This window comes from Phaeobacter sp. JH20_34 (assembly GCF_048056095.1).
Taxonomy (GTDB): domain Bacteria; phylum Pseudomonadota; class Alphaproteobacteria; order Rhodobacterales; family Rhodobacteraceae; genus Phaeobacter; species Phaeobacter bryozoorum.
On sequence record NZ_JAYMWT010000021.1, the window covers coordinates 50,704 to 70,268 of the forward strand.

Genomic DNA, 19,565 nt, shown 5'->3' on the forward strand with positions numbered 1-19,565 from the left:
TCAGACGCTCAGGACAGCCGACGCATCAGCTGCAGGTCGCAGGCAGTGGCATAGCCCATGGCGCGCTTGATCCCCGGCAGCATCGCCGCCCCGTTCATCGCAAAACTCAGCTCGATCAGCCCCGCCTCGCCATAGGCCGCGCGCACGGCCTCCCGCGCCTCAGGATCGTCACTGCGCGTGCCAGCCACCGCGCCCGCCAGACGCACAACCGCCTCCAGCTCAGATTCCAGCGCGCTGCCTGTCAGGATCGACCTGATCAGCTCGGGCGACAGCCCGGCGGATTTCGCCAGGTTGATCTCCGCCTCGACACAGGACCCGCAATCCGCGCTCAGCGCCCCGGTCAGCCGCGCCGCATGATAGGCGGCGGCCGGCAGCTGACGGTTCGGATCCAGAAAACCAAACACCCGATTGTAGCGGGCCAGCAACCCCAGGTCCGTATCGGCAATGGCATGGGCATAATCGAGCGAGACGCCAATACGGCGTTCAGCCCGCCGGATCAGGAAATGGGCAACCTTCTTGAGCATGATAACCACACAACAACGGAACACAGGAACAAAAAGGCCGGAGCAACATGCCCCGGCCTCTGGTCTTACTTCAGGATCGAACGACCCGCGTATTCGGCGACTTCACCCAGCATTTCCTCGATACGGATCAGCTGGTTGTATTTCGCGAGCCGGTCAGAGCGCGCCAGCGAACCGGTCTTGATCTGGCCGCAGTTGGTGGCCACCGCCAGATCGGCAATGGTGGCATCCTCGGTCTCGCCGGAGCGGTGCGACATAACATTGGTGTAGCGCGCACGATGGGCCATATCGACCGCCTTCAGGGTCTCGGTCAGGGTGCCGATCTGGTTCACTTTCACCAGCATGGAGTTGGCGCAGCCGCGCGCAATCCCATCGGCCAGACGGGCCGGGTTGGTCACGAACAGGTCGTCGCCGACCAGCTGCACCTTGTCGCCCAGCTCTTCGGTCAGCGCTTTCCAGCCGTCCCAGTCATCCTCGCCCATGCCATCTTCGATGGAGATGATCGGATAATCCTTCACCAGTGCCGCCAGATAGGCCACATTCTCTTCCGACGACAGGGTCTTGCCTTCGCCGGAGAGCACATATTTGCCATCCTTGTAGTATTCGGTCGCCGCGCAATCGAGCGCCAGATAGATTTCCTCGCCCGGCTTGTAACCGGCCTTTTCAATCGACTTCAGCACAAAATCCAGCGCTTCGCGGGTGGAGGCGATATTGGGGGCAAAACCGCCCTCGTCACCGATCCCGGTCGACAGACCCGCCGCCGACAGCTCTTTCTTCAGGGTGTGGAACACTTCAGAGCCCATGCGCACGGCGTCGCGGATGTTGTCCGCAGCCACCGGCATGATCATGAATTCCTGAATGTCGATCGGGTTGTCGGCATGTTCGCCGCCGTTGATGATATTCATCATCGGAACCGGCAGAACCCGCGCCGAGGTGCCACCGATATAACGATACAGCGGCTGGGTGGTGAAATCCGCCGCAGCCTTGGCCACCGCCATGGAGACACCCAGAATGGCATTGGCGCCCAGACGGCCCTTGTTCTCGGTGCCATCCAGCTCGATCATCGCCATGTCCACGGCAACCTGCTCGCAGGCGTCAAAGCCGACCAGCTCTTCGGCGATCTCGCCATTGACGGCGGCAACCGCTTCCAGAACGCCTTTGCCAAGGTAACGGGACTTGTCGCCGTCGCGCTTTTCCACCGCCTCATAGGCCCCGGTTGACGCACCCGACGGTACCGCCGCGCGGCCCATTGTGCCGTCTTCCAGCATGACGTCGACTTCAACGGTCGGATTGCCCCGGCTGTCGAGAATTTCACGGGCGTGGATATCGATAATGGTGCTCATTATTCAGGTCCCTGATCTTGGCAAGTGATTGCGGCAATTGGTGCCTGCGTCATAGCATTCACAGGTCAAAAGTAAACCATGAGCGTTATCGCTAACGTCACTTATTTTACGGGGTTAGGGCTAACAGTTCGCTGTTTGCGCAATCAATCGCCACCGCCGCCAGCCCGATGTGCTCAGACAGGGACCGCCGCCTGCGCCCGCGCCGCCCGCCGCGCCAGACGCCGCTCCCGCAGAAAGGTATAAAGCCCGGAGCCGATGATCAGCGCCGATCCCGCCAGCGTCATCATATCCGGCGCCTCGGCAAAGATCACCACGCCGATCAGGGTCGAAAACACCAGCCGGGAGTAGCGAAACGGCGTGATCACGGCGGCATCGCCGATCCGGGTGGCGGTGACAATCCCGTAGTACCCCAGCACGCCAAAGATGACGCCTCCCAGCAACATGCCCCATTGGCTGCCTTCCAGGGCGACCGGCTCTCCGGGCAGGATCAGCAGCATCACCAGCCCCGCCGGGATCACCGAGCCAAAGGCCTGCGAGCTGACCACGGCAGAGGGCACCGCGCTATCCATCACCCGCGTCATCAGGTCGCGCGCCGCAACCGCCACAACCGAGATCAGCACCAGCAGCACCCCCGGCTCAAATCCGGCCAGACCGGGACGCACGATCATCAGCACCCCGGCAAAACCGACAAGGATCGCGGTCCAGCGCCGCCAGCCGACATCCTCGCCCAGAAACAGCGCCGCCCCGACAGTGACCGCAAGCGGCATCGCCTGAAACACCGCCGCAACGGTCGAGATATCCACCACCGCCAGCGCCGAGGCAAAACTGACCGCCGCCAGCGCCTCGGTCGAGGCACGCAGCACAGGTTGCCAGCGCCAGTTGCGTGGCGCCAGCACCCGGTGGCCCTGCAGCTTGGCCCAGATCACAAAGATCGTGCCACTGCCCAGCCCCAGCATCATCAGGATCTGCCCCACCGGCACCGAGGTGGCGAGCTGCTTGATGAACATATCCTCCAGCGAAAACCCCGCCATGGCGAGGATCACCAGCAATATTCCCGTGACATTGTTCATCTTGATCGTTCCATTCCAATGGGTCCGATGGCTCTGCCGAGGGGCCGTGCCCGCCGTCGCTGCATCGACTGATCCGCACAACAAATAGCCGGAAGCGGCCGCCCACTTGTCCATTTGCGACACGACTCGATATTTGCGGCGCAGCTTCATGACTTCATGTGACCGCTCCTATCACGCGCCGTGATACTGGGCCACCGCCGGGCTGCGGCACGCCCCGGAATTTTCCGGGAATATACTGACCCGTTATCCTGTCTAAGAAAACACGCCCCCGCGGGCGCATCGGCATGTGGTCAGCGGGCGCGCGCTGGCTCAGCTCTTCTTGCGCGGCACGCCATATAGTTCCAGCTTGTGGCCGCGCAGCTCATAGCCCAGCTTTTCGGCGATCTTTTCCTGCAAGGCCTCGATCTCGGGATCGCAGAATTCGATGACCGCCCCGGTGGTCATGTCGATCAGATGATCGTGATGCTCGCGGTCGGCATCCTCGTAGCGGGCACGCCCGTCGCCGAACTCAAGCCGCTCCAGAATGCCCGCTTCGTCAAACAGCTTCACCGTGCGATAGACGGTGGCCAGCGAAATCGCCCCGTCCAGCGCGCTGGCACGGGCATAGAGTTCCTCGACATCGGGGTGATCGTCGCTCTCTTGCAATACGCGCGCAATCACCCGTCGCTGGCCTGTCATCCGCAGACCTATGGCTTCGCAGCGTGCGATAATCGTCTCGCTCATGGTCATCCCTTATTCAGCGTGGCGTCCCTGTTTATACAAAGACGCCCGCGCCGCAAACCGGGTTTTAACAGTCTGTGGCGCAGAATATACAACAATTGCCCATTGACTTTATCCGCTGGCGGGGCCATCTGCCCTGTCAGGCATCCCTCCCTGCCGCGTGAGCAGAGGACGTCGGGCCGCGCCAGATCAATGCGCAGGCCAAACACCGACCCTAAGGATATGCCACCGTTCCCAATATCACGCGTGGGGCACTCGCAGCGACCAGCGGTCTGGCATGATGCCAGCCCCGCCCGAGGTCCCTGCCCCAACGACAGACCGCCCCCGTGGCGGCACCGGCCGAGCCCTGTTGGCGCGGCTGTGAAAGGACGAGACGTGACAGAATTTTCAACCATGGGGCTGCCCGAGCAGCTTCTGAAGCGCATTGCAGAACTTGGCTATACCGATCCGACCCCGATTCAGGCCCGCGCCATCCCGCATGCGCTGAACGGCAAGGACGTGCTGGGTCTGGCGCAGACCGGCACCGGCAAAACCGCCGCCTTCGGCGTGCCGCTGATTGCCCAGATGATGCAATACGGCCGCAAACCCGCCGCCAAGACCGTGCGCGGCCTGGTGCTGGCGCCGACCCGCGAACTGGCCAACCAGATCGCCGCCAACCTCAAGGGCCTGACCGAAGGCACCCCGATGAAAACCGGTCTGGTTGTCGGCGGCGTTTCCATCAACCCGCAGATCAGCCGCCTGTCGCGCGGCACCGATATCCTGATCGCCACCCCGGGCCGTCTGCTGGACATCCTTGACCGTGGCGCGCTGGATCTTGGCTCCTGCGACTTCCTCGTGCTGGATGAGGCCGACCAGATGCTGGACCTCGGCTTTATCCACGCGCTGCGCAAGATCGCCGCTCTTCTGCCGGCACAGCGCCAGACCATGCTGTTCTCGGCCACCATGCCAAAGCAGATGAACGAGATCGCCAATTCCTACCTGCAAAGCCCGGTGCGGATCGAGGTGAACCCTCCCGGCAAGGCTGCCGACAAGATCACCCAATCGGTGCATTTCATCGCCAAGGCAGAGAAGCTCTCGCTGCTGAAAGAGCTGCTGACCAAACACAAGGACGAGCGGACACTTGTCTTTGGCCGCACCAAACACGGCATGGAAAAGCTGATGAAAACGCTGTCGGCCGCCGGTTTCTCGGCCGCAGCAATTCACGGCAACAAAAGCCAGGGCCAGCGTGAACGCGCGCTTGCCTCCTTCAAATCCGGCGAGGTCAAGATCCTCGTGGCCACCGATGTTGCGGCCCGTGGTCTCGATATCCCGGATGTGAAATACGTCTATAACTACGAGCTGCCCAATGTGGCGGATGCCTATGTGCACCGGATTGGCCGGACCGCACGCGCAGGCAAGGACGGTCAGGCCGTGGCCTTCTGCGCCCCGGATGAAATGGATGAGCTGAAGGCGATCCAGAAGACCATGAACCTCAATATCCCGGTGGCCTCAGGCCGTCCGTGGGAGGTTCTGCCCGATGCCAAGGCCCCGGCGGGCCGTCGTGGCGGCGGCAAACCCGGTGGCAGCGGCAAACCCGGCGGTCATCGCCGGCGTCGCAGCGGTGGTGCCGGTGGCGGCCAGAGCGGTGCGCGCAGCGGTGGATCCGGTGCCGCCGCAGGCGCGGCTCAGGGCAAACCCGGCGGTCAGCGCCGTCGCGCCCAGTAAACCCTCACCATGCCCCTATGGGGGCACGGCTGAAAACCAGACAAAGCCGGGGATGCCTTTTGCGTCCCCGGCTTTTTCGTCCCCGGTTTTTACTTTTTCGTCATCGACTTACCGCGCCGCCACCAGATCCGCCCAGACCGGCAGGTGATCCGAGGCGATATGCGCCGGACGGGCGCGATAGACGCCGCTGTCCACCACCTCCAGCCCCCGGCTGACCGCAATCCGGTCCAGCGCGCCAATCGGGCGCAGCGACGGAAAACTGGGCCGTGGCGGCACAAACCGCAGTTTCGGAGCCAGATGATCCAGCACCGGCTGGCGGGACCATTCGTTGAAATCTCCGGCCCAGACCGTCGGCAGATCCGGGCGCTTGGCGATGATCCCCGCAAGATGATGGACCTGCTCATGGCGCGCCTTGGTGGTCAGCCCCAGATGCGCGCCCACCACCCTAAGCGGTCCCAGCGCCGTCTCGAACAGCGCCCAGACCGCCCCGCGCGGCTCCAGCCCCGGCAGCGGAATATGGCCGTGATCCTGAAGCGCAATCCCGTCGCCCCGCCAGATCACCGCATTGCCATGCCAGCCCAGCGACCCTGCCCCGCCCAGATCGACAATCTGCCATCCTGCCTCATCCAGAATGAAATGCGGCAGCGCGGCGGGTCGTGGCGGCAGCCGCTTGTCGGCCTCCTGCAACAGCACCAGATCCGCCCCGGTGCCCTCGATCACCTGCAAGGTGCGACGCGGACGCCGACGCAGATCCAGCCCCATCGACTTCTGAATATTGTAACTTGCCAGCCGCAGCCGTCCCGGCCGGGTGCCCTGTTCCTGCGTCATTCCTCTGCCTTCTTTGCCACCGCGCCTTGTCACCGATCCGGTGCGTGATACGGCCACAGCATGGCCGAAATCCGCACCGCAGGCCAGAGCGCGCCCTGTCACACCCATCGCGGCCTAAGCATCTGTTTTCCCGGCTTGACTCTCGGACCAAGCCCACCTCCTCTGGCGGCATGAGTGAGAAACGCGCAATGGACGGCATCGGGGCCGCAATGCTGATCGGCTTCAGCGGGCTGATGGGCTTTAATCAGGTGGTGATCAAGGTCTCCAACGGCGGGTTCGGCCCGGTGTTTCAGGCGGGCCTGCGCTCTCTCATCGGGCTGGCGGTCCTGCTGACATGGCTCGCCTTTCGCGGCCAGCTGAAGCGCGCCAGCACTCCTGCCCCTGCCCAGACGTCGGCGCATTGGAGCCGCTCTGTCCACTTCTGGGGGCTGGTGTCCGGGCTGTTGTTCACGGCCGAATTTGTCTGCCTCTATATCGCACTTGATCTCTCCTCGGTGTCGCGGGTCACGATCATCTTCAACTCGATGCCGGTCTGGCTGGCCCTGGCCGGCCATCTGCTCCTGCCCGGCGAGCGGCTCAACAGCCTGCGCATGTTGGGACTGATCCTGGCCATGGGCGGCGTGGTGCTGGCCGTGCTGCACCGGGGCAGCGGCGATGCCTCGCTGCTGGGCGATATTCTCGCGCTTGCGGCGACGCTGGCTTGGGCCGGGATCGCCCTCTGCGCGCGGCTGTCGCCACTGGCCCATGTCCCGCCGATCCGCCAGCTCACCTATCAGCTGGCCACATCGGCGCTGGTGCTGCTGGCGATTTCGCCGCTGTTTGGACCGCTGCTGCGCGACCCCACGGCGCTGCATATCTCCGGCGTGTTGTTTCAGGCCATCGCCATCGCCAGCCTCGGCTATCTGCTGTGGCTCTGGCTGATCAGCCTCTACCGCGCCAATGCCGTTGCCTCCTTCAGCTTCCTGTCGCCGGTGATCGCGGCCATTCTCGGTTGGCTGCTGCTGGACGAGGTGATCCTGCCGCAGGTCTGGGCCGCACTGGTGCTGGTCGCGGTCGGTATCCTGCTGATCAATCGCAAATAGGTTCAGGTGCCGCAGAAGGTCGCCTTCACCACCTCGCTCGCAGTCGGCGGGCGACGCAGATCCTCGGCCCCTGCCTGCACGGTATAGGGATCCGCCAGCACGGTATTGAGCCGCTCGAACGGGGCAAAATCGCCCGCAACGGCGGCACTGATCATCGCCTCGATCCGGTGGTTGCGCGGGATATAGACCGGGTTCGCCGCCGCCATCACCGCCGCCGGATCCGCCTCCTGCGCCAGACGCGCGCGCCAGTCCCCTGCCCAGCCGTCAAACGCCTCCGGCTCCAGAAACTCATCGCGCACCTTGCCGGAGTCCGGCGCAACAGCATCGCCCAAGGCCCGGAAGGTATTGGTGAAATCCGCCTGCCCCGCCGCCATGCGCTGCATCAGGTCAGTGATCAGCGCCATATCGTCAGGCGTTGCCTCGGCAATGCCGATCTTGGCGCCAAAGCGCCGCAGCCAGGCGGCCTCGGTCCGGGCGGGCATCGCATGAACGATCTCGGTCGCCTCCTCAACCAGCGCCTGCGGATCCTCCGCCTGCTGGATCAGCGCGGTGGCCAGCTGCGCCAGATTCCAGACCGCAATATCGGGCTGGTTGGAATAGGCATAACGCCCCATCCGGTCGATCGAACTGAACACAGTGCTGGGGTGATAGACATCCAAAAAGGCGCAGGGACCATAGTCAATCGTCTCGCCGGAAATGGACGAGTTATCGGTATTCATCACCCCGTGGATAAAGCCTACCGACATCCAGGCCGCGATCAGCTCCGACTGCCGATCGCGCACCGCCCGCAACAGCCCCATCGGCCCCTTCGCCTCAGGATAATGGCGTTGGATGGCGTAATCCGTAAGCTGCCGCAGCGCCGCCTGCTCGCCCCGCGCGGCAAAGATCTGAAAGCTCCCGACCCGCAGATGGCTCGCGGCCACCCGCGTCAGCACCGCGCCCGGCAGCCCGCCCTGTTCGCGCCAGACCAGCTCACCGGTCGCAACCGCCGCCAGCGCGCGCGTCGTCGGAATACCAAGCGCGTGCATCGCCTCGCTCACCACATATTCGCGCAGGACCGGCCCCAGCCAGGCCCGCCCGTCACCGCCCCGCGAATAGGGCGTGCGCCCCGATCCCTTCAGCTGGATATCGCGGCGCTCGCCATCAACACCAACAGCCTCGCCCAGCAGGATCGCGCGCCCATCGCCGAGTTGCGGATTGTAGGTGCCAAACTGATGCCCGGCATAAAGCTGCGCCAGCGGATCGGCGCCATCGGGCACACGGTTGCCCGCAAAAATCTCGGCCAGCTCGGCCCTGTCACCCGCCCGGATGCCCAGCTCCGCGCCAAGTGCACCATTATAGGCGATCAACTCCGGCGCCTTCACCCGCACGGGAGCCTGTTTGCTGTAGAACAGCGGCGGCAGCGCGGCATATGTATTGTCAAAGGGGATGTGCAATGTCATGGCCCAAACATATGCGGCAAATGCCAAATTGCCAGAGCCAACAGACAAAACGGAGCACTGACATGACCGCCGATGAGATCATCGCCCGGCTGAACCTCCAGCCCCACCCCGAAGGCGGCTATTACCGCCAGACATGGATCGCCGAAACCACAGCCAGCCACGACGACCGCGCCACCGGCACCTGCATCTATTTCCTGCTGAAGGCGGGTGAGAGCAGCCACTGGCACCGTGTCGATGCCACCGAGATCTGGCTTTATCACGCTGGCGCGCCGCTGGTGCTGTCGCTGTCAGCCAGCGATAACGGCCCCGCCCACGACCACCTGCTGACCCCGGACCTGACCACCGGAGAACCGCAGCTGATCGTCCCCGAAGGCCACTGGCAGGCCGCCCGCACCACCGGCGACTATACGCTGGTCAGCTGCACCGTCTCACCGGGGTTCCGGTTCGAGGGCTTCACCCTCGCCGACCCCGGCTTCGATATCCCGCGCGCCTGACCCCAGATTACTTCGAAGGGATTTGCCGGGAAACCTCCAAGTTTCCCGGCCGCCAGACCTCAGTCCTCGCGCCCCGGCACACTCACCACACCGCCGCCAACGCAGGCGCTGACACCGGTTGTGCCGGGACAGGAGGTCGGCAGCCCGCGCGCAACCCGTACCGCCAGATGGGCAAAGGCCTGCGCCTCCAGCATGTCGCCATCCAGCCCCACCGTCTCGATCGGCTGAACCGGGCAGTCCAGCGACACCCGCAGCATCTCCATCAGCACCGGGTTGTGGCGCCCGCCGCCAGTGACCAAAACCACCTCCGGCGGCTCCGGGCAATGCTCCATCCCCTGCGCGACAGCAGCGGCGCACATGCCAGTCAGAGTCGCCGTCGCATCGCGGTCGCACAATTCGGAGACCAGCGTGATCATCTCGGAAAAATCATTGCGATCCAGCGATTTCGGCGGCATCCGGGCAAAATAGGGCTCCGCCAGAAACAGCTCCAGCGCCCCGGTCTCCACCGCGCCGCCACGGGCAATCGCGCCGCCTTCGTCCATCATCTGACCACAGCGCGCCTGCACCAGATCATTGATCGGCGCATTGGCAGGGCCGGTGTCAAACGCCAAAAGCGCGCCGGGATCCTCAGCCGCGTCACAGCGCGGATCGACATAGGTCAGATTGCCCACGCCGCCGAGGTTCAGGAAACACAGGGGTTTGTCCCGCTTCAGGTATTTGGCGCAGGCAAAATGAAAGAACGGCGCCAGCGGCGCGCCCTCCCCGCCCAGCCGCACATCGTCGCTGCGAAAATCCCAGACCACCGGGGTGTCAAGCTCAGCCGCAAGCGCCGCCCCATCGCCCACCTGCAGGGTGCCCTGCACGCGCGGCGCATGGGCCAGCGTCTGACCGTGAAACCCGATGACATCAACCGCCCGCTGATCCGCCCCGGCCTCTGCATCCTCAGCCAGAACCTGCGCCAGCAGCGCCGCATGGGCGCGGGTCACGATCTCTGCGGCGGCGTCCACCTGTGGCCCCTGCCACTGTCCCAGTGCGGCCGCCAGCTGCGCCCGTTCCACCGGCTCATAGGCGCGATAGGCACTGGCGCCAAAGCCGTGGATCACCACGCCATCGGTCTCGACAATGGCCGCATCCACCCCGTCCAGCGAGGTGCCGCTCATGGTGCCAAGGGCGCGCAGAACGCCGGTCTTGGGGATCGCCACAGAACGGGCCGAGGAGGGGGATCTGGTCATGCTGATGGTGCCTGCTGTGATATTGGGCGCGCCGCGCCGGTTTGCGCCAAGGATACAGCAGCGAATTTCTTGCGCAAAGCCGTTCACACTGCTTTCCCCCCGGCAATTTGCGTTTTATACAGCAGCGCGCAAATTAGAAAGCCGAGGCACATCATGACCTACCACCCAAAATCGGACTTCATCGCAGTTATGATGGAACGTGGCTATCTGGCCGACTGCACCGATTACCAGGGCCTGGACGAGGCACTGATGACCCCCGGCCAATCCGCCTATATCGGCTTTGACGCCACCGCGACCTCGCTGCATGTGGGCTCGCTGATCCAGATCATGATGCTGCGCTGGTTCCAGAAAACCGGCCATAAACCGATCACCCTGATGGGCGGCGGCACCACCAAGGTGGGCGATCCCTCCTTCCGCGCTGATGAACGCCCGCTGCTGACGGATGAGCAGATCGATTCCAATATCGCCGGCATCAAGAAGGTGTTTGCCGCCTATATCGACTATGACAGCGACGCGGATAACGCCGCCATGATGCTGAACAACGCCGAATGGCTGGATGATCTGAACTACCTCACTTTCCTGCGCGATATCGGCCGCCATTTCTCGGTGAACCGGATGCTGTCGTTTGAGAGCGTGAAATCGCGTCTTGACCGCGAACAGTCGCTGTCCTTCCTCGAATTCAACTACATGATTCTGCAGGCCTATGACTTCCTGGAGCTGAACCGCCGCTACGGCTGCGTGTTGCAGATGGGTGGCTCCGATCAATGGGGCAATATCGTCAACGGCATCGACCTCACCCGCCGGGTGCTGGACCATGAAATCTACGGTCTCACCTCGCCGCTCTTGACCACCTCCGACGGCAAGAAGATGGGCAAATCGCAGAATGGTGCGATCTGGCTCAATGGCGATCTGCTCTCGCCTTATGAGTTCTGGCAGTTCTGGCGCAACACCACCGACGCCGATGTGGGCCGCTTCCTGAAGCTCTATACAGAGCTGCCGGTGGACGAATGCAACCGCCTGGGTGCACTGGAAGGGTCGGAGATCAACGCCGCCAAGGTGATCCTTGCCAATGAGGTGACCACCCTGCTGCACGGTGCCGAGGCCGCCGCCGCCGCCGAGGCCACCGCCCGCGAAGTGTTCGAGAAAGGCGGCATTGGCGACGACCTGCCCACGCTCAGCCTGACTACCGCAGATCTGGGCGATGGCATCTCCATCGTGCAGCTGATCGTGAAATCCGGGCTGGCCAAATCGGGCAAGGACGCCAAGCGCCTGATCGCAGAGAACGGCGCCAAGATCGACGACGCGCCGCTGACCGATGCAGGGCTGATGATCGACGCCGCCGCTCTGGCCTCGCCGATCAAACTGTCTGCGGGCAAAAAACGCCACGCGCTGGTGCAGCTGGAGGGGTAATCGCCCCGCGGTGCAGCCGACGGGCCGGACCAACCGACAGCAATCAAAAAAAGGGGCCGCTGTGGCCCCTTTTTCGATCCCGAAGATCAGACCAGCCGCAGCGCCATTGCCAGCCCAGGGCCGAGGCGTTGCGGGAACCTCCGCAAAAGGCTCCCGCCCGTCATCCCCCATCCCGGATGGGGTGTTCCCGTTGGGCGGGGCGCCACGCGAAGGCGCGGCGTGGCAGCGCATCACGACAGGGCATCACCGCCGTGCACCGGAGCTGCTGCCAAGACCCTGCCCTCGGATCCCGGGCTAAAACAAAAGGCTTCACAGCACCCAGAGATCCAGCAGCATCAGCACCAGCCCAACCGGCAGCGACAGCGCCAGAGCCACCAGAAGAGCCGCAGCTTTGGTGACCCGCGGAGCCGGTGCGGAATGATTTCGAATTTTATTCGCATTTTTCATATCTTCATTAACCATCATTTAGGTTTCGCTGCGGTTAATGGCGCCATGTTCGATTTCACACCAGCAGATGTCATGCCCCGCCCCATTCTCCGCGACGAAACCATCTCTGCCCTACCGCAATCGGCGGAATTTGCCCGCGCGCTTCAGGCGACGGGCAAGGACCCTCTGGTGCTGAACCAGATGAAAGGCACCGTCGTCATGCGCCGCAAGCTCTGGGGCCGCATCAACGTGGCCATGGTCAACCGCGCCCGCATCGACAAGCCGTTGCGACTGCTGGAACAATTGCAGGAAAACGGCCTGCGCCGCACGCCCGTCATCCTGTCGCCAGAAACGCCGACCCCCGCCCTCGCCCGCCACGGCGCGGTGGCGCTGGTCAGCCCGGCGCATGTCGGTTTGCTCGACCTCACCGGTGACCCGGATCAGCGCCGCGCGGCGCTGCATCAGAAATGGCGCAACCGGCTGGTCCATGGCGAACAGCAGGGGCTGCGCATCACCCGCCAATCCCTGCCCCAGACCCCGGCGCATTGGATCTTTGCTGCTGATGCCGCGCAGCAATCCAGCCGCGGCTATCGCAACTGGCCGGTGGATCTGACCCTGGCCTATGCCCGCGAGAACAAGGGGATGGCCAAGATTTTCGAAGCCCATGACGGCAAGGAGATCGTCGCCGCCGTGCTGGTGCTCTGCCATGGGCGTGGCGCCACCTATCACATCGGCCATACCACCGATCGCGGCAAGGCGCTGTCCGCCCATAACCTGCTGATGTGGGAGGCGATGTCCTGGCTTGCCAAACGCGGCTATGAACAGCTCGACCTTGGCGTGATCAACACCGAAAACGCCGCCGGTCTGGCCCGCTTCAAACTGGGCACCGGCGCACGGCTGCACCAGCTGGGTGGCACCTGGGCCTATTGGCCGCCGCTGGGTCGCCTGCTGCGTCCGCTCGCCGCGCTCGACAAACGGCTGATGAACCCCGGGCTCTCTGGACACTGCTAGGGGGACGTGATTATCTGAACACACGTTCAGATATGAACCCGATAGCATAGACCCCCGGGAGGAGCCCTGCTCATGAAACTGTCGCAAACCGCCGCCGTCATCACCGGCGGCGCCTCTGGCCTTGGTGAGGCCACCGCCCGTCATTTTGCCGCCCAAGGCGCCCAGGTCACGCTCTTGGATCGTGACGCCGAACGCGGCGCTGCCGTAGCCGAAGAAATCGGCGGGCATTTTGCCCAGACCGACGTCACCAGCGAAGAGTCGGTTGCCGCCGCCATGGCGCTTGCCAGCGAGAAGATGGGCAAGATCAACGTCTGCGTGAACTGCGCAGGCATCGCCCTTGGCATCAAGACCGTGGGCCGCGATGGCGCGCACCCTCTGGATGCCTATCAGCGCACCATCGACATCAACCTTGTCGGCACCTTCAACGTCGCCCGGCTCGCTGCGGTGGAAATCGCCAAATGCGAGGCTGAGGCAGACGGTGGCCGGGGTGTCATCATCAACACCGCGTCAATCGCGGCCTTTGACGGCCAAAAAGGCCAGGCCGCCTATGCCGCCTCCAAAGGCGGCGTTGTGGGCATGTGCCTGCCGATGGCCCGTGATCTCGCGTCCTCTGGCGTGCGGGTGATGACCATCGCGCCGGGCATCTTCATGACCCCGATGCTGGCGGGCCTGCCGGAAGAGGTGCAGCAGCAGCTCGCCGCCGATGTGCCCAACCCGGCCCGCCTTGGCGACCCTGCCGAATATGGCCGTCTGGCCGGGTTCATCGTCGAGATGGGCTATCTCAACGGCGAGGTGATCCGCCTCGACGGCGCGCTGCGGATGCGCTGAGGCGCTCTCGGTTACCCGCATCGAAACCAAGACCTCAAGGGGCAGACCACCCCTTGAGACACCCCCTCTCCCCTCTCCGCGCAATACGGAATTGATCAGCGACAGCCTCCCGGTTCTCCGCTAGCCTGTCGCACAACCTTGCCGAGGGGGAGCAGACCCATGACCCAGCCCAACCTGCCGCTGACCGGCGCCTGTCTCTGCGGTGCTGTCCAGCTGCATGTCACCGCCTCCCCCCTGCTGACGCTGGCCTGCCACTGCCGAGATTGTCAGAAACTTGCCGCCAGCGCCTATTCCCTGACCGTCATGTTTCCGGCAGAGGCGGTCACCGTCACGGGAGAGCTGGTGCTGGGTGGAAAACACAGCGAAGAGCGCAACCATTATTACTGCCCGACCTGCCTCAGCTTTGTCCTCTCCCGCCTGAAGGCGGCACCAGAACGGGTGAACCTGCGCGCCTCTTTGCTGGATGATCTGACTTGGTTCACCCCCTTTGTCGAAGTCATGACCGAGGACAAACAGCCCTGGGCGACGGTTCCGGCCTCTCACAGCTATGCCCGCTTCCCCACCACGGCAAAGGAGCTGGCGGATCTGATGGATGATTACGTCAATACCATCGCACCCTCCGCGCCCGGCAGGGATCCGGCATGAGCAGATCCGAACGACAAAAGATGCAGGCGGGCGACTGGTACTGTTGCCTGGACAGCGAACTCTCCGCGTTGCGTCATCAGGCCCGTCTGGCGGTGCATCAGCACAATCACCGCCCCCCTGACCCCGGCGACAGCCTCAGCCCGTCACTGGCAGCCCTCTTTGCAGAACATGGGCAGAATTGCCTGATCGAGGCCCCGTTTCACTGCGCCTACGGGGTCAATATCACCCTCGGGCATCAGGTCTATTTGAACGCGGGCTGCACCATCCTTGATACCGCGCCGGTGCGCATTGGGGACCGCTCCATGCTGGGGCCGAATGTGCAGATCTTCTGCGCCCAGCACCATAAGGATAAAGCCTTGCGCGCCAAGGGGTTGGAAATCGCCCATCCGGTCACGCTGGGGTGCGATGTCTGGATCGGTGGCGGCGCGATCATCCTGCCCGGCGTCAGCATCGGCGATGGCGCCATCGTCGGTGCCGGCGCGGTGGTGACACGAGATGTGGAGGCCGGGGTGACAGTGGTCGGCAATCCGGCGCGGACGCTCCCTCGCTAGCATCCGCAGGGTCAAAACTCGCACCCGTTGCGCAGCAACCGCGCGCCGCCTCAGGCTTCAATCAGGAAAAATTTATATTTTACAAACGACTATGGCAACGTCTTTGACCCAATGTTTCGCACGCGAAACATTGGGTCAGCCCTGCTTACCGAAAAATCAGAGGGGCTTCAGCCTGCGGATTTCTCTTCCAGCTCCAGCCATTCTTCCTCAGCGGCAGAGAGTTTCTCCTGCCGCTCCACCAGCGCATCGGTGGCCTTCTGGAACTTCACCGGTTCGCGGGTGAACAGCTCGGGATCGGCCATCAGCTGCTGCAATTTGGCGATCTCCGCCTCCAGCCGGTCGATCTCGCCGGGCAGCGCCTCCAGCCGGTGTTTTTCCTTAAAGCTCAGACCGTCCTTGGGCTGGGCTTCCTGCTTGGGTTTCGGCTTGCTCGCCTTGGCTTTCTCCGCCTTCTCCGCCGCACCTTCGACCGGGGCACGCTGCGAGAGGTAATCGCTCCAGCCCCCCGCATAGGCCGTGGCGCGCCCGCCGCCTTCCATGGCGATGGTGGTGGTGGCCACGCGGTCCAGAAAATCCCGGTCGTGGCTCACCAGCAGAACCGTGCCATCGTAGCTGTCCAGGAGTTCCTGCAACAGGTCGAGCGTCTCAACATCCAGATCATTGGTCGGTTCGTCCAGCACCAGCAGGTTGCTCTGCCGCGCCATCAGCCGCGCCAGCAAGAGACGCGCCTTCTCGCCGCCGGACAGGGACCGCACCGGCGCGCGGGCCTGCGCCTCGTCGAACAGAAATTCCTTCAGGTAGCCGACCACATGTTTAGGCTGCCCCCGGACCATCACCTGATCCGCCTTGCCCGAAATCCCCAGAAGCGGATCCGAGGTCAGGTTTTCCCAGAGACTGGCATCGCCATCCAGCTGATCGCGGGTCTGATCAAACAGCGCCAGCTCCAGATTGGTGCCCATCTGCACATGGCCTTCATCAGGCTGTTCCAGCCCCAGCAGCATCTTCAGGAGCGTGGTCTTACCTGCCCCATTCGGCCCGACAAAGGCAACGCGATCGCCGCGCTGCACCTTCAGCGAGAAGTCCCGCACAATTGCCTTGTCACCGTAGGATTTCGTCAGCCCTTCGGCCTCGATCACCTTGCGGCCCGATTTCGGGCCCGCGTCCAGCGCCAGCTCAGCCGTGCCCTGCCGCTTGATCTGGCTGGACCGCTCCGCCTTCAGATCCTGAAGCGCGCGCACCCGGCCCATATTGCGTTTGCGGCGGGCGGAGATGCCCTCCACCGCCCAGCGGCTTTCGGATTTGATCAGCCGGTTCAGCTTATGCCGCTGCTGGTCTTCTTCTTCCCAGATCTTGTCGCGCCAGGCCTCAAAGGCATCAAACCCCTTCTCCTGACGGCGCACCTGCCCCCGGTCCACCCACAGCGTCGCGCGGGTCAGGGCGCGCAGAAACGCCCGGTCGTGCGAAATCAGCACAAAGGCGGCGCGGGTCGATTTCAGCTCATTCTCAAGCCAGGTGATCGCCTCGATATCCAGATGGTTGGTCGGCTCGTCCAAGAGCATCAGATCGGGTGCCTCGGCCATCAGCTTGGCCAGCGCCGCGCGGCGTTTTTCACCGCCGGAGGCCGTCGCCACAGGGCGGGCGGGATCAAACTTCAGCCCCTCGCCTGCGCGCTCCACCTTGTACATCTCGCCCGGATCCAGTTCGGAACTGGCAAAATCGCCCAGCGTGGCAAACCCGGTCATCTGCGGGTCCTGCTCCATATAGCCGACGGATTTGCCCGGCGGCACCACCAGCGAGCCGGTGTCGGCCTCGACCAGACCGGCCATCACCTTCATCAGGGTGGATTTGCCGGAGCCATTGCGCCCGACCAGCGCCACCCGGTCGCCGGGTTGCACCACCAGATCAAGATCCGCGAACACCGGATCGCCCCCAAAGGTGAGGGAGATACCGGACATCTGTAAAAGAGGAATACGTGCCATGTGAGGCTGCTAAACCGGGGCGCGGGGCAGGTCAACGGCTGTCAGCGCACCGGATGGTCAACGCCAGTGACAATGGCGCGCAGCAGACGTTTGCGCGCTGCGGGAATAGTGGCGATTTCCACCGCCGTAAACAGATGCAGCGTGCCAAGCTCGCGGTCGATCACCGCATGGTCGCTAACCCAGCCGCCCATCATCAGATAGGTGCGCAACAGGGGCGGCATCTGCTGCTGCGCCGCCTTGCCATCCACGGGCGGCAGATCCAGTGCCGCAAGGGGCAGCACCTGCGCCGCCCGCACCCCCACCCCCTGCCCGGTCGGTGCCTGATGACGGGCCAGCAGCAGGGCAAGGGCCTGCCCATAGGGCGCCGGATCAACACCCTGAAAGGACGAGCAGCCAAACAGCAGCTCGACCCCGTGATCATCGACAAACGCCGTCAGCGCCCCCCAGGCAAGCCGCAGGATATCGGCATCCTGCCAATCGGGATGGATGCAGAACCGACCCAGCTCCAGCAACGGGCCACGACGGGCGGAAAACATATTCAGATCATATCTTTGCGCGGAATAACTCTGGGCGATACATGCGCCATCTGGCAGCAGCAGAAGGCGAAAACAACAGACCAGAACACCGCTGGCCTGATCCTCGATCAGCATATGCCGGCAGCGCAGGTCCAACGGTTCTGCGTCGAGCTTGCTGCGGCCGAAACACAGGCTTCGCAGCGCCCGCGCCCGTTGCAGATCGCCGCCATCACCGGCCACCTGCCCGGCGCCATCAATCAGCCGGACCCGATAGCGGCCACGACACAGCAGCGGCCGCGGCGCGACCTTTGCAGGGGACATCTTCACAAGGGGCAACAGATCACGCAACGCAGCTCTTCCAGCGACCACAGGCACCGCAGCCTGTGGCCTGCCTAGCATGGATCACGTATCAGCCAAACGACGAAAGCCACCCCGGATCGGGATGGCTTTCTCAGAATTTGATATGCAGGCCGATCAGACCCGCCGCATCATTCGATCAGCCCACCGGGACCAAAGTTGCCGAGGCTGCCCAGCAGCTGGCGCAGGAAGGTCTTGTCCTGCACGTTGGAGCTGGTCACGCGGCGTTGCAGGGGAATCACCCGGCCCTGCTCCAGACCGTAGCGCTCGATCCCCGTGACCACGCCCTGATCGTTGAAATTGATCGCAACCAGCTCCCGCGAGACCGGCTTGCTGGCCGAAGGTCCGCGGCGGCGCATCAGGGTGGAAACATAGTAGTAGCCGCCATCGGTCAGCACGCCCTCTGCCGCCGGAACCCCAATGGTTTCAGCAACGCTGTCCTTGGTATCAACGCCGACAACCACCTCTGACAGCAGCTCTTCGCTGGGGACATATCCGTGCTTGCGGTACATGGAACAGGCGCCAACCGCGAGCCCCGCTACCAAGAGAACCGTGACCCTTATCGCCGCCTTCAGCGACCTCATACGTTTGGATGCCATGCTACTCTCTTACCCCCCCGGCTTGAATACGCCTTTGAACCGGATTACCTAAACCAAGCCTCCGGTTCAAGAAACGAAAGTCCCCCAAATGTCTGAGAGCACCGCTTTTCGGGTCGCTGACCTGCCGCAAAACCGCGCAACCTCGTTCGAACTGCGCCCCGACGCCGCTGGTCTGACCGCCCTCGCGCAGGAGCTGGGCGTCGACGATCTGCGCAAACTGCGCTTTGCCGGAGAGATCCGCGCTCTGGGCAAACGTGACTGGGAACTGGTTGCGGATCTGGGCGCCACCGTGGTGCAGCCCTGCGTGGTGACACTGGATCCGGTGACCACCCGCATTGATCAGAAGGTGCGCCGCAGCTTTATCGCCGGGATGGTGCATCCCGACAGCGAGGAAGAGGTGGAGATGCCTGAGGATGACACCAGCGAACCGCTGGGCAGCCATATCTCCCCGCATGAGGTGATGGTCGAAGCGCTGGCGCTGGCGCTGCCGCAATACCCCCGTAAAGACGGCGTCTCGCTCGGAGAATCAGTGCACGCCGAACCGGGTGTTGCCCCGATGCGCGACGAGGACACAAAGCCCTTTGCCGGGCTGGCCGCGCTGCGTGATCAGCTTGACGGCAGCCGCGAAGACTGAAAAGAGAGCGGCCAGACGATTCCGATTGGTGTTCATGCGCTGACCGGCCAAAAAACCACTTGCGCCAGCGTCAATTCGCAGTATTTTCGCGCGCTCATCGGAATTTTGGTTGGACATCGGCAAGGCTGAGGCCTAAACGCACGGCAGACCGATCGAAACATTGAATGTGAAACG

General features: G+C 63.7%; 20 protein-coding genes. 9 read left to right on the plus strand and 11 right to left on the minus strand.

Annotation, left to right across the window (positions count from 1 at the left end):
* Positions 1 to 8: 8 nt before the first annotated feature.
* The 4 genes from VWZ81_RS14840 to VWZ81_RS14855 all read right to left on the minus strand — a co-directional run bounded on the left by VWZ81_RS14840 (position 9) and on the right by VWZ81_RS14855 (position 3,657).
* On the minus strand, positions 9 to 524 hold the full coding sequence (locus VWZ81_RS14840) for a hypothetical protein (RefSeq protein ID WP_416542884.1): 516 nt from the start codon (positions 522 to 524) through the stop codon (positions 9 to 11).
* A 65-nt stretch (positions 525 to 589) separates the two neighbouring features.
* The gene (gene eno / locus VWZ81_RS14845; RefSeq protein ID WP_260105794.1) at positions 590 to 1,864 is read right to left on the minus strand and encodes a phosphopyruvate hydratase; all 1,275 of its coding nucleotides are present in this window, start codon (positions 1,862 to 1,864) and stop codon (positions 590 to 592) included.
* Positions 1,865 to 2,037: 173 nt separating this feature from the next.
* A complete protein-coding gene (locus tag VWZ81_RS14850; protein WP_416542883.1) occupies positions 2,038 to 2,934 on the minus strand; it encodes a DMT family transporter in 897 nt (298 codons plus the stop codon).
* Between the two features lie 309 nt (positions 2,935 to 3,243).
* Entirely contained in the window at positions 3,244 to 3,657 is a 414-nt protein-coding gene (locus VWZ81_RS14855; RefSeq protein WP_340545206.1) for a Fur family transcriptional regulator, read from the minus strand.
* 372 nt (positions 3,658 to 4,029) lie between these two features.
* Here VWZ81_RS14855 and VWZ81_RS14860 point away from each other — a divergent pair, with 372 nt between their 5' ends.
* Entirely contained in the window at positions 4,030 to 5,358 is a 1,329-nt protein-coding gene (locus VWZ81_RS14860) for a DEAD/DEAH box helicase (protein WP_340545205.1), read from the plus strand.
* Between the two features lie 108 nt (positions 5,359 to 5,466).
* Here VWZ81_RS14860 and VWZ81_RS14865 read toward each other — a convergent pair whose 3' ends face one another.
* On the minus strand, positions 5,467 to 6,186 hold the full coding sequence (locus tag VWZ81_RS14865; RefSeq protein WP_340545204.1) for an endonuclease/exonuclease/phosphatase family protein: 720 nt from the start codon (positions 6,184 to 6,186) through the stop codon (positions 5,467 to 5,469).
* Positions 6,187 to 6,356: 170 nt separating this feature from the next.
* Here VWZ81_RS14865 and VWZ81_RS14870 point away from each other — a divergent pair, with 170 nt between their 5' ends.
* Positions 6,357 to 7,268 carry a DMT family transporter gene (locus VWZ81_RS14870; protein WP_416549236.1) on the plus strand — a complete coding sequence of 304 codons (912 nt, stop codon included), beginning with the start codon at positions 6,357 to 6,359 and terminating at the stop codon, positions 7,266 to 7,268.
* A gap of 2 nt (positions 7,269 to 7,270) precedes the next feature.
* On the opposite strand, the gene VWZ81_RS14875 is transcribed toward VWZ81_RS14870, so the two are convergent.
* The gene (locus VWZ81_RS14875; protein ID WP_416542882.1) at positions 7,271 to 8,710 is read right to left on the minus strand and encodes a protein adenylyltransferase SelO; all 1,440 of its coding nucleotides are present in this window, start codon (positions 8,708 to 8,710) and stop codon (positions 7,271 to 7,273) included.
* 62 nt (positions 8,711 to 8,772) lie between these two features.
* Between VWZ81_RS14875 and VWZ81_RS14880 the strand changes: the two genes are divergently transcribed.
* A complete protein-coding gene (locus VWZ81_RS14880) occupies positions 8,773 to 9,204 on the plus strand; it encodes a cupin domain-containing protein (protein ID WP_416542881.1) in 432 nt (143 codons plus the stop codon).
* Positions 9,205 to 9,263: 59 nt separating this feature from the next.
* On the opposite strand, the gene VWZ81_RS14885 is transcribed toward VWZ81_RS14880, so the two are convergent.
* Complete coding sequence (locus VWZ81_RS14885) at positions 9,264 to 10,436, minus strand: anhydro-N-acetylmuramic acid kinase (protein WP_416542880.1); 1,173 nt, start codon at positions 10,434 to 10,436, stop codon at positions 9,264 to 9,266.
* Positions 10,437 to 10,589: 153 nt separating this feature from the next.
* Here VWZ81_RS14885 and tyrS point away from each other — a divergent pair, with 153 nt between their 5' ends.
* The gene (tyrS, locus tag VWZ81_RS14890) at positions 10,590 to 11,846 is read left to right on the plus strand and encodes a tyrosine--tRNA ligase (protein ID WP_416542879.1); all 1,257 of its coding nucleotides are present in this window, start codon (positions 10,590 to 10,592) and stop codon (positions 11,844 to 11,846) included.
* A gap of 309 nt (positions 11,847 to 12,155) precedes the next feature.
* On the opposite strand, the gene VWZ81_RS14895 is transcribed toward tyrS, so the two are convergent.
* Complete coding sequence (locus VWZ81_RS14895) at positions 12,156 to 12,293, minus strand: hypothetical protein (protein WP_340545198.1); 138 nt, start codon at positions 12,291 to 12,293, stop codon at positions 12,156 to 12,158.
* Positions 12,294 to 12,338: 45 nt separating this feature from the next.
* On the opposite strand from VWZ81_RS14895, the gene VWZ81_RS14900 reads away from it, so the two are divergent.
* The 4 genes from VWZ81_RS14900 (at position 12,339) to VWZ81_RS14915 (ending at position 15,307) form a co-directional block, all read left to right on the plus strand.
* The gene (locus VWZ81_RS14900) at positions 12,339 to 13,283 is read left to right on the plus strand and encodes a GNAT family N-acetyltransferase (RefSeq protein ID WP_340545197.1); all 945 of its coding nucleotides are present in this window, start codon (positions 12,339 to 12,341) and stop codon (positions 13,281 to 13,283) included.
* Positions 13,284 to 13,355: 72 nt separating this feature from the next.
* Positions 13,356 to 14,111 (plus strand): SDR family NAD(P)-dependent oxidoreductase, encoded by a 756-nt coding sequence (locus tag VWZ81_RS14905; RefSeq protein ID WP_416537749.1) that lies wholly within the window; start codon positions 13,356 to 13,358, stop codon positions 14,109 to 14,111.
* A gap of 159 nt (positions 14,112 to 14,270) precedes the next feature.
* A complete protein-coding gene (locus VWZ81_RS14910) occupies positions 14,271 to 14,756 on the plus strand; it encodes a GFA family protein (protein ID WP_416542878.1) in 486 nt (161 codons plus the stop codon).
* The gene (locus tag VWZ81_RS14915) at positions 14,753 to 15,307 is read left to right on the plus strand and encodes a sugar O-acetyltransferase (RefSeq protein ID WP_416542877.1); all 555 of its coding nucleotides are present in this window, start codon (positions 14,753 to 14,755) and stop codon (positions 15,305 to 15,307) included. The genes VWZ81_RS14910 and VWZ81_RS14915 overlap by 4 nt, the downstream gene beginning before the upstream one ends.
* A 167-nt stretch (positions 15,308 to 15,474) precedes the next feature.
* Here the strand turns inward: VWZ81_RS14915 and VWZ81_RS14920 are convergent, their stop codons facing one another.
* The 3 genes from VWZ81_RS14920 to VWZ81_RS14930 all read right to left on the minus strand — a co-directional run bounded on the left by VWZ81_RS14920 (position 15,475) and on the right by VWZ81_RS14930 (position 18,757).
* Positions 15,475 to 17,262, minus strand: coding sequence for an ABC-F family ATP-binding cassette domain-containing protein (locus VWZ81_RS14920; protein ID WP_416542899.1), 1,788 nt, complete (start codon positions 17,260 to 17,262; stop codon positions 15,475 to 15,477).
* Positions 17,263 to 17,327: 65 nt separating this feature from the next.
* Positions 17,328 to 18,122: a GNAT family N-acetyltransferase gene (locus VWZ81_RS14925; RefSeq protein WP_416542898.1), complete on the minus strand. Its 795-nt coding sequence runs from the start codon at positions 18,120 to 18,122 to the stop codon at positions 17,328 to 17,330.
* A gap of 167 nt (positions 18,123 to 18,289) precedes the next feature.
* Positions 18,290 to 18,757: an outer membrane protein assembly factor BamE gene (locus VWZ81_RS14930; RefSeq protein ID WP_416537752.1), complete on the minus strand. Its 468-nt coding sequence runs from the start codon at positions 18,755 to 18,757 to the stop codon at positions 18,290 to 18,292.
* Positions 18,758 to 18,845: 88 nt separating this feature from the next.
* Here VWZ81_RS14930 and VWZ81_RS14935 point away from each other — a divergent pair, with 88 nt between their 5' ends.
* Positions 18,846 to 19,391 (plus strand): YceD family protein, encoded by a 546-nt coding sequence (locus VWZ81_RS14935; RefSeq protein ID WP_340545191.1) that lies wholly within the window; start codon positions 18,846 to 18,848, stop codon positions 19,389 to 19,391.
* Positions 19,392 to 19,565: the final 174 nt, after the last annotated feature.

Excerpts from the sequence above, each read along its gene's own strand:
- VWZ81_RS14840 (WP_416542884.1), bottom strand. The coding sequence starts at position 524 with ATGCTCAAGAAGGTTGCCCATTTCCTGATCCGGCGGGCTGAACGCCGT.
- eno (WP_260105794.1), bottom strand. The coding sequence starts at position 1,864 with ATGAGCACCATTATCGATATCCACGCCCGTGAAATTCTCGACAGCCGG.
- VWZ81_RS14850 (WP_416542883.1), bottom strand. The coding sequence starts at position 2,934 with ATGAACAATGTCACGGGAATATTGCTGGTGATCCTCGCCATGGCGGGG.
- VWZ81_RS14855 (WP_340545206.1), bottom strand. The coding sequence starts at position 3,657 with ATGAGCGAGACGATTATCGCACGCTGCGAAGCCATAGGTCTGCGGATG.
- VWZ81_RS14865 (WP_340545204.1), bottom strand. The coding sequence starts at position 6,186 with ATGACGCAGGAACAGGGCACCCGGCCGGGACGGCTGCGGCTGGCAAGT.
- VWZ81_RS14870 (WP_416549236.1), top strand. The coding sequence starts at position 6,357 with ATGAGTGAGAAACGCGCAATGGACGGCATCGGGGCCGCAATGCTGATC.
- VWZ81_RS14875 (WP_416542882.1), bottom strand. The coding sequence starts at position 8,710 with ATGACATTGCACATCCCCTTTGACAATACATATGCCGCGCTGCCGCCG.
- VWZ81_RS14880 (WP_416542881.1), top strand. The coding sequence starts at position 8,773 with ATGACCGCCGATGAGATCATCGCCCGGCTGAACCTCCAGCCCCACCCC.
- VWZ81_RS14885 (WP_416542880.1), bottom strand. The coding sequence starts at position 10,436 with ATGACCAGATCCCCCTCCTCGGCCCGTTCTGTGGCGATCCCCAAGACC.
- tyrS (WP_416542879.1), top strand. The coding sequence starts at position 10,590 with ATGACCTACCACCCAAAATCGGACTTCATCGCAGTTATGATGGAACGT.
- VWZ81_RS14895 (WP_340545198.1), bottom strand. The coding sequence starts at position 12,293 with ATGAAAAATGCGAATAAAATTCGAAATCATTCCGCACCGGCTCCGCGG.
- VWZ81_RS14900 (WP_340545197.1), top strand. The coding sequence starts at position 12,339 with ATGTTCGATTTCACACCAGCAGATGTCATGCCCCGCCCCATTCTCCGC.
- VWZ81_RS14905 (WP_416537749.1), top strand. The coding sequence starts at position 13,356 with ATGAAACTGTCGCAAACCGCCGCCGTCATCACCGGCGGCGCCTCTGGC.
- VWZ81_RS14910 (WP_416542878.1), top strand. The coding sequence starts at position 14,271 with ATGACCCAGCCCAACCTGCCGCTGACCGGCGCCTGTCTCTGCGGTGCT.
- VWZ81_RS14915 (WP_416542877.1), top strand. The coding sequence starts at position 14,753 with ATGAGCAGATCCGAACGACAAAAGATGCAGGCGGGCGACTGGTACTGT.
- VWZ81_RS14920 (WP_416542899.1), bottom strand. The coding sequence starts at position 17,262 with ATGTCCGGTATCTCCCTCACCTTTGGGGGCGATCCGGTGTTCGCGGAT.
- VWZ81_RS14925 (WP_416542898.1), bottom strand. The coding sequence starts at position 18,122 with ATGTCCCCTGCAAAGGTCGCGCCGCGGCCGCTGCTGTGTCGTGGCCGC.
- VWZ81_RS14930 (WP_416537752.1), bottom strand. The coding sequence starts at position 18,757 with ATGGCATCCAAACGTATGAGGTCGCTGAAGGCGGCGATAAGGGTCACG.
- VWZ81_RS14935 (WP_340545191.1), top strand. The coding sequence starts at position 18,846 with ATGTCTGAGAGCACCGCTTTTCGGGTCGCTGACCTGCCGCAAAACCGC.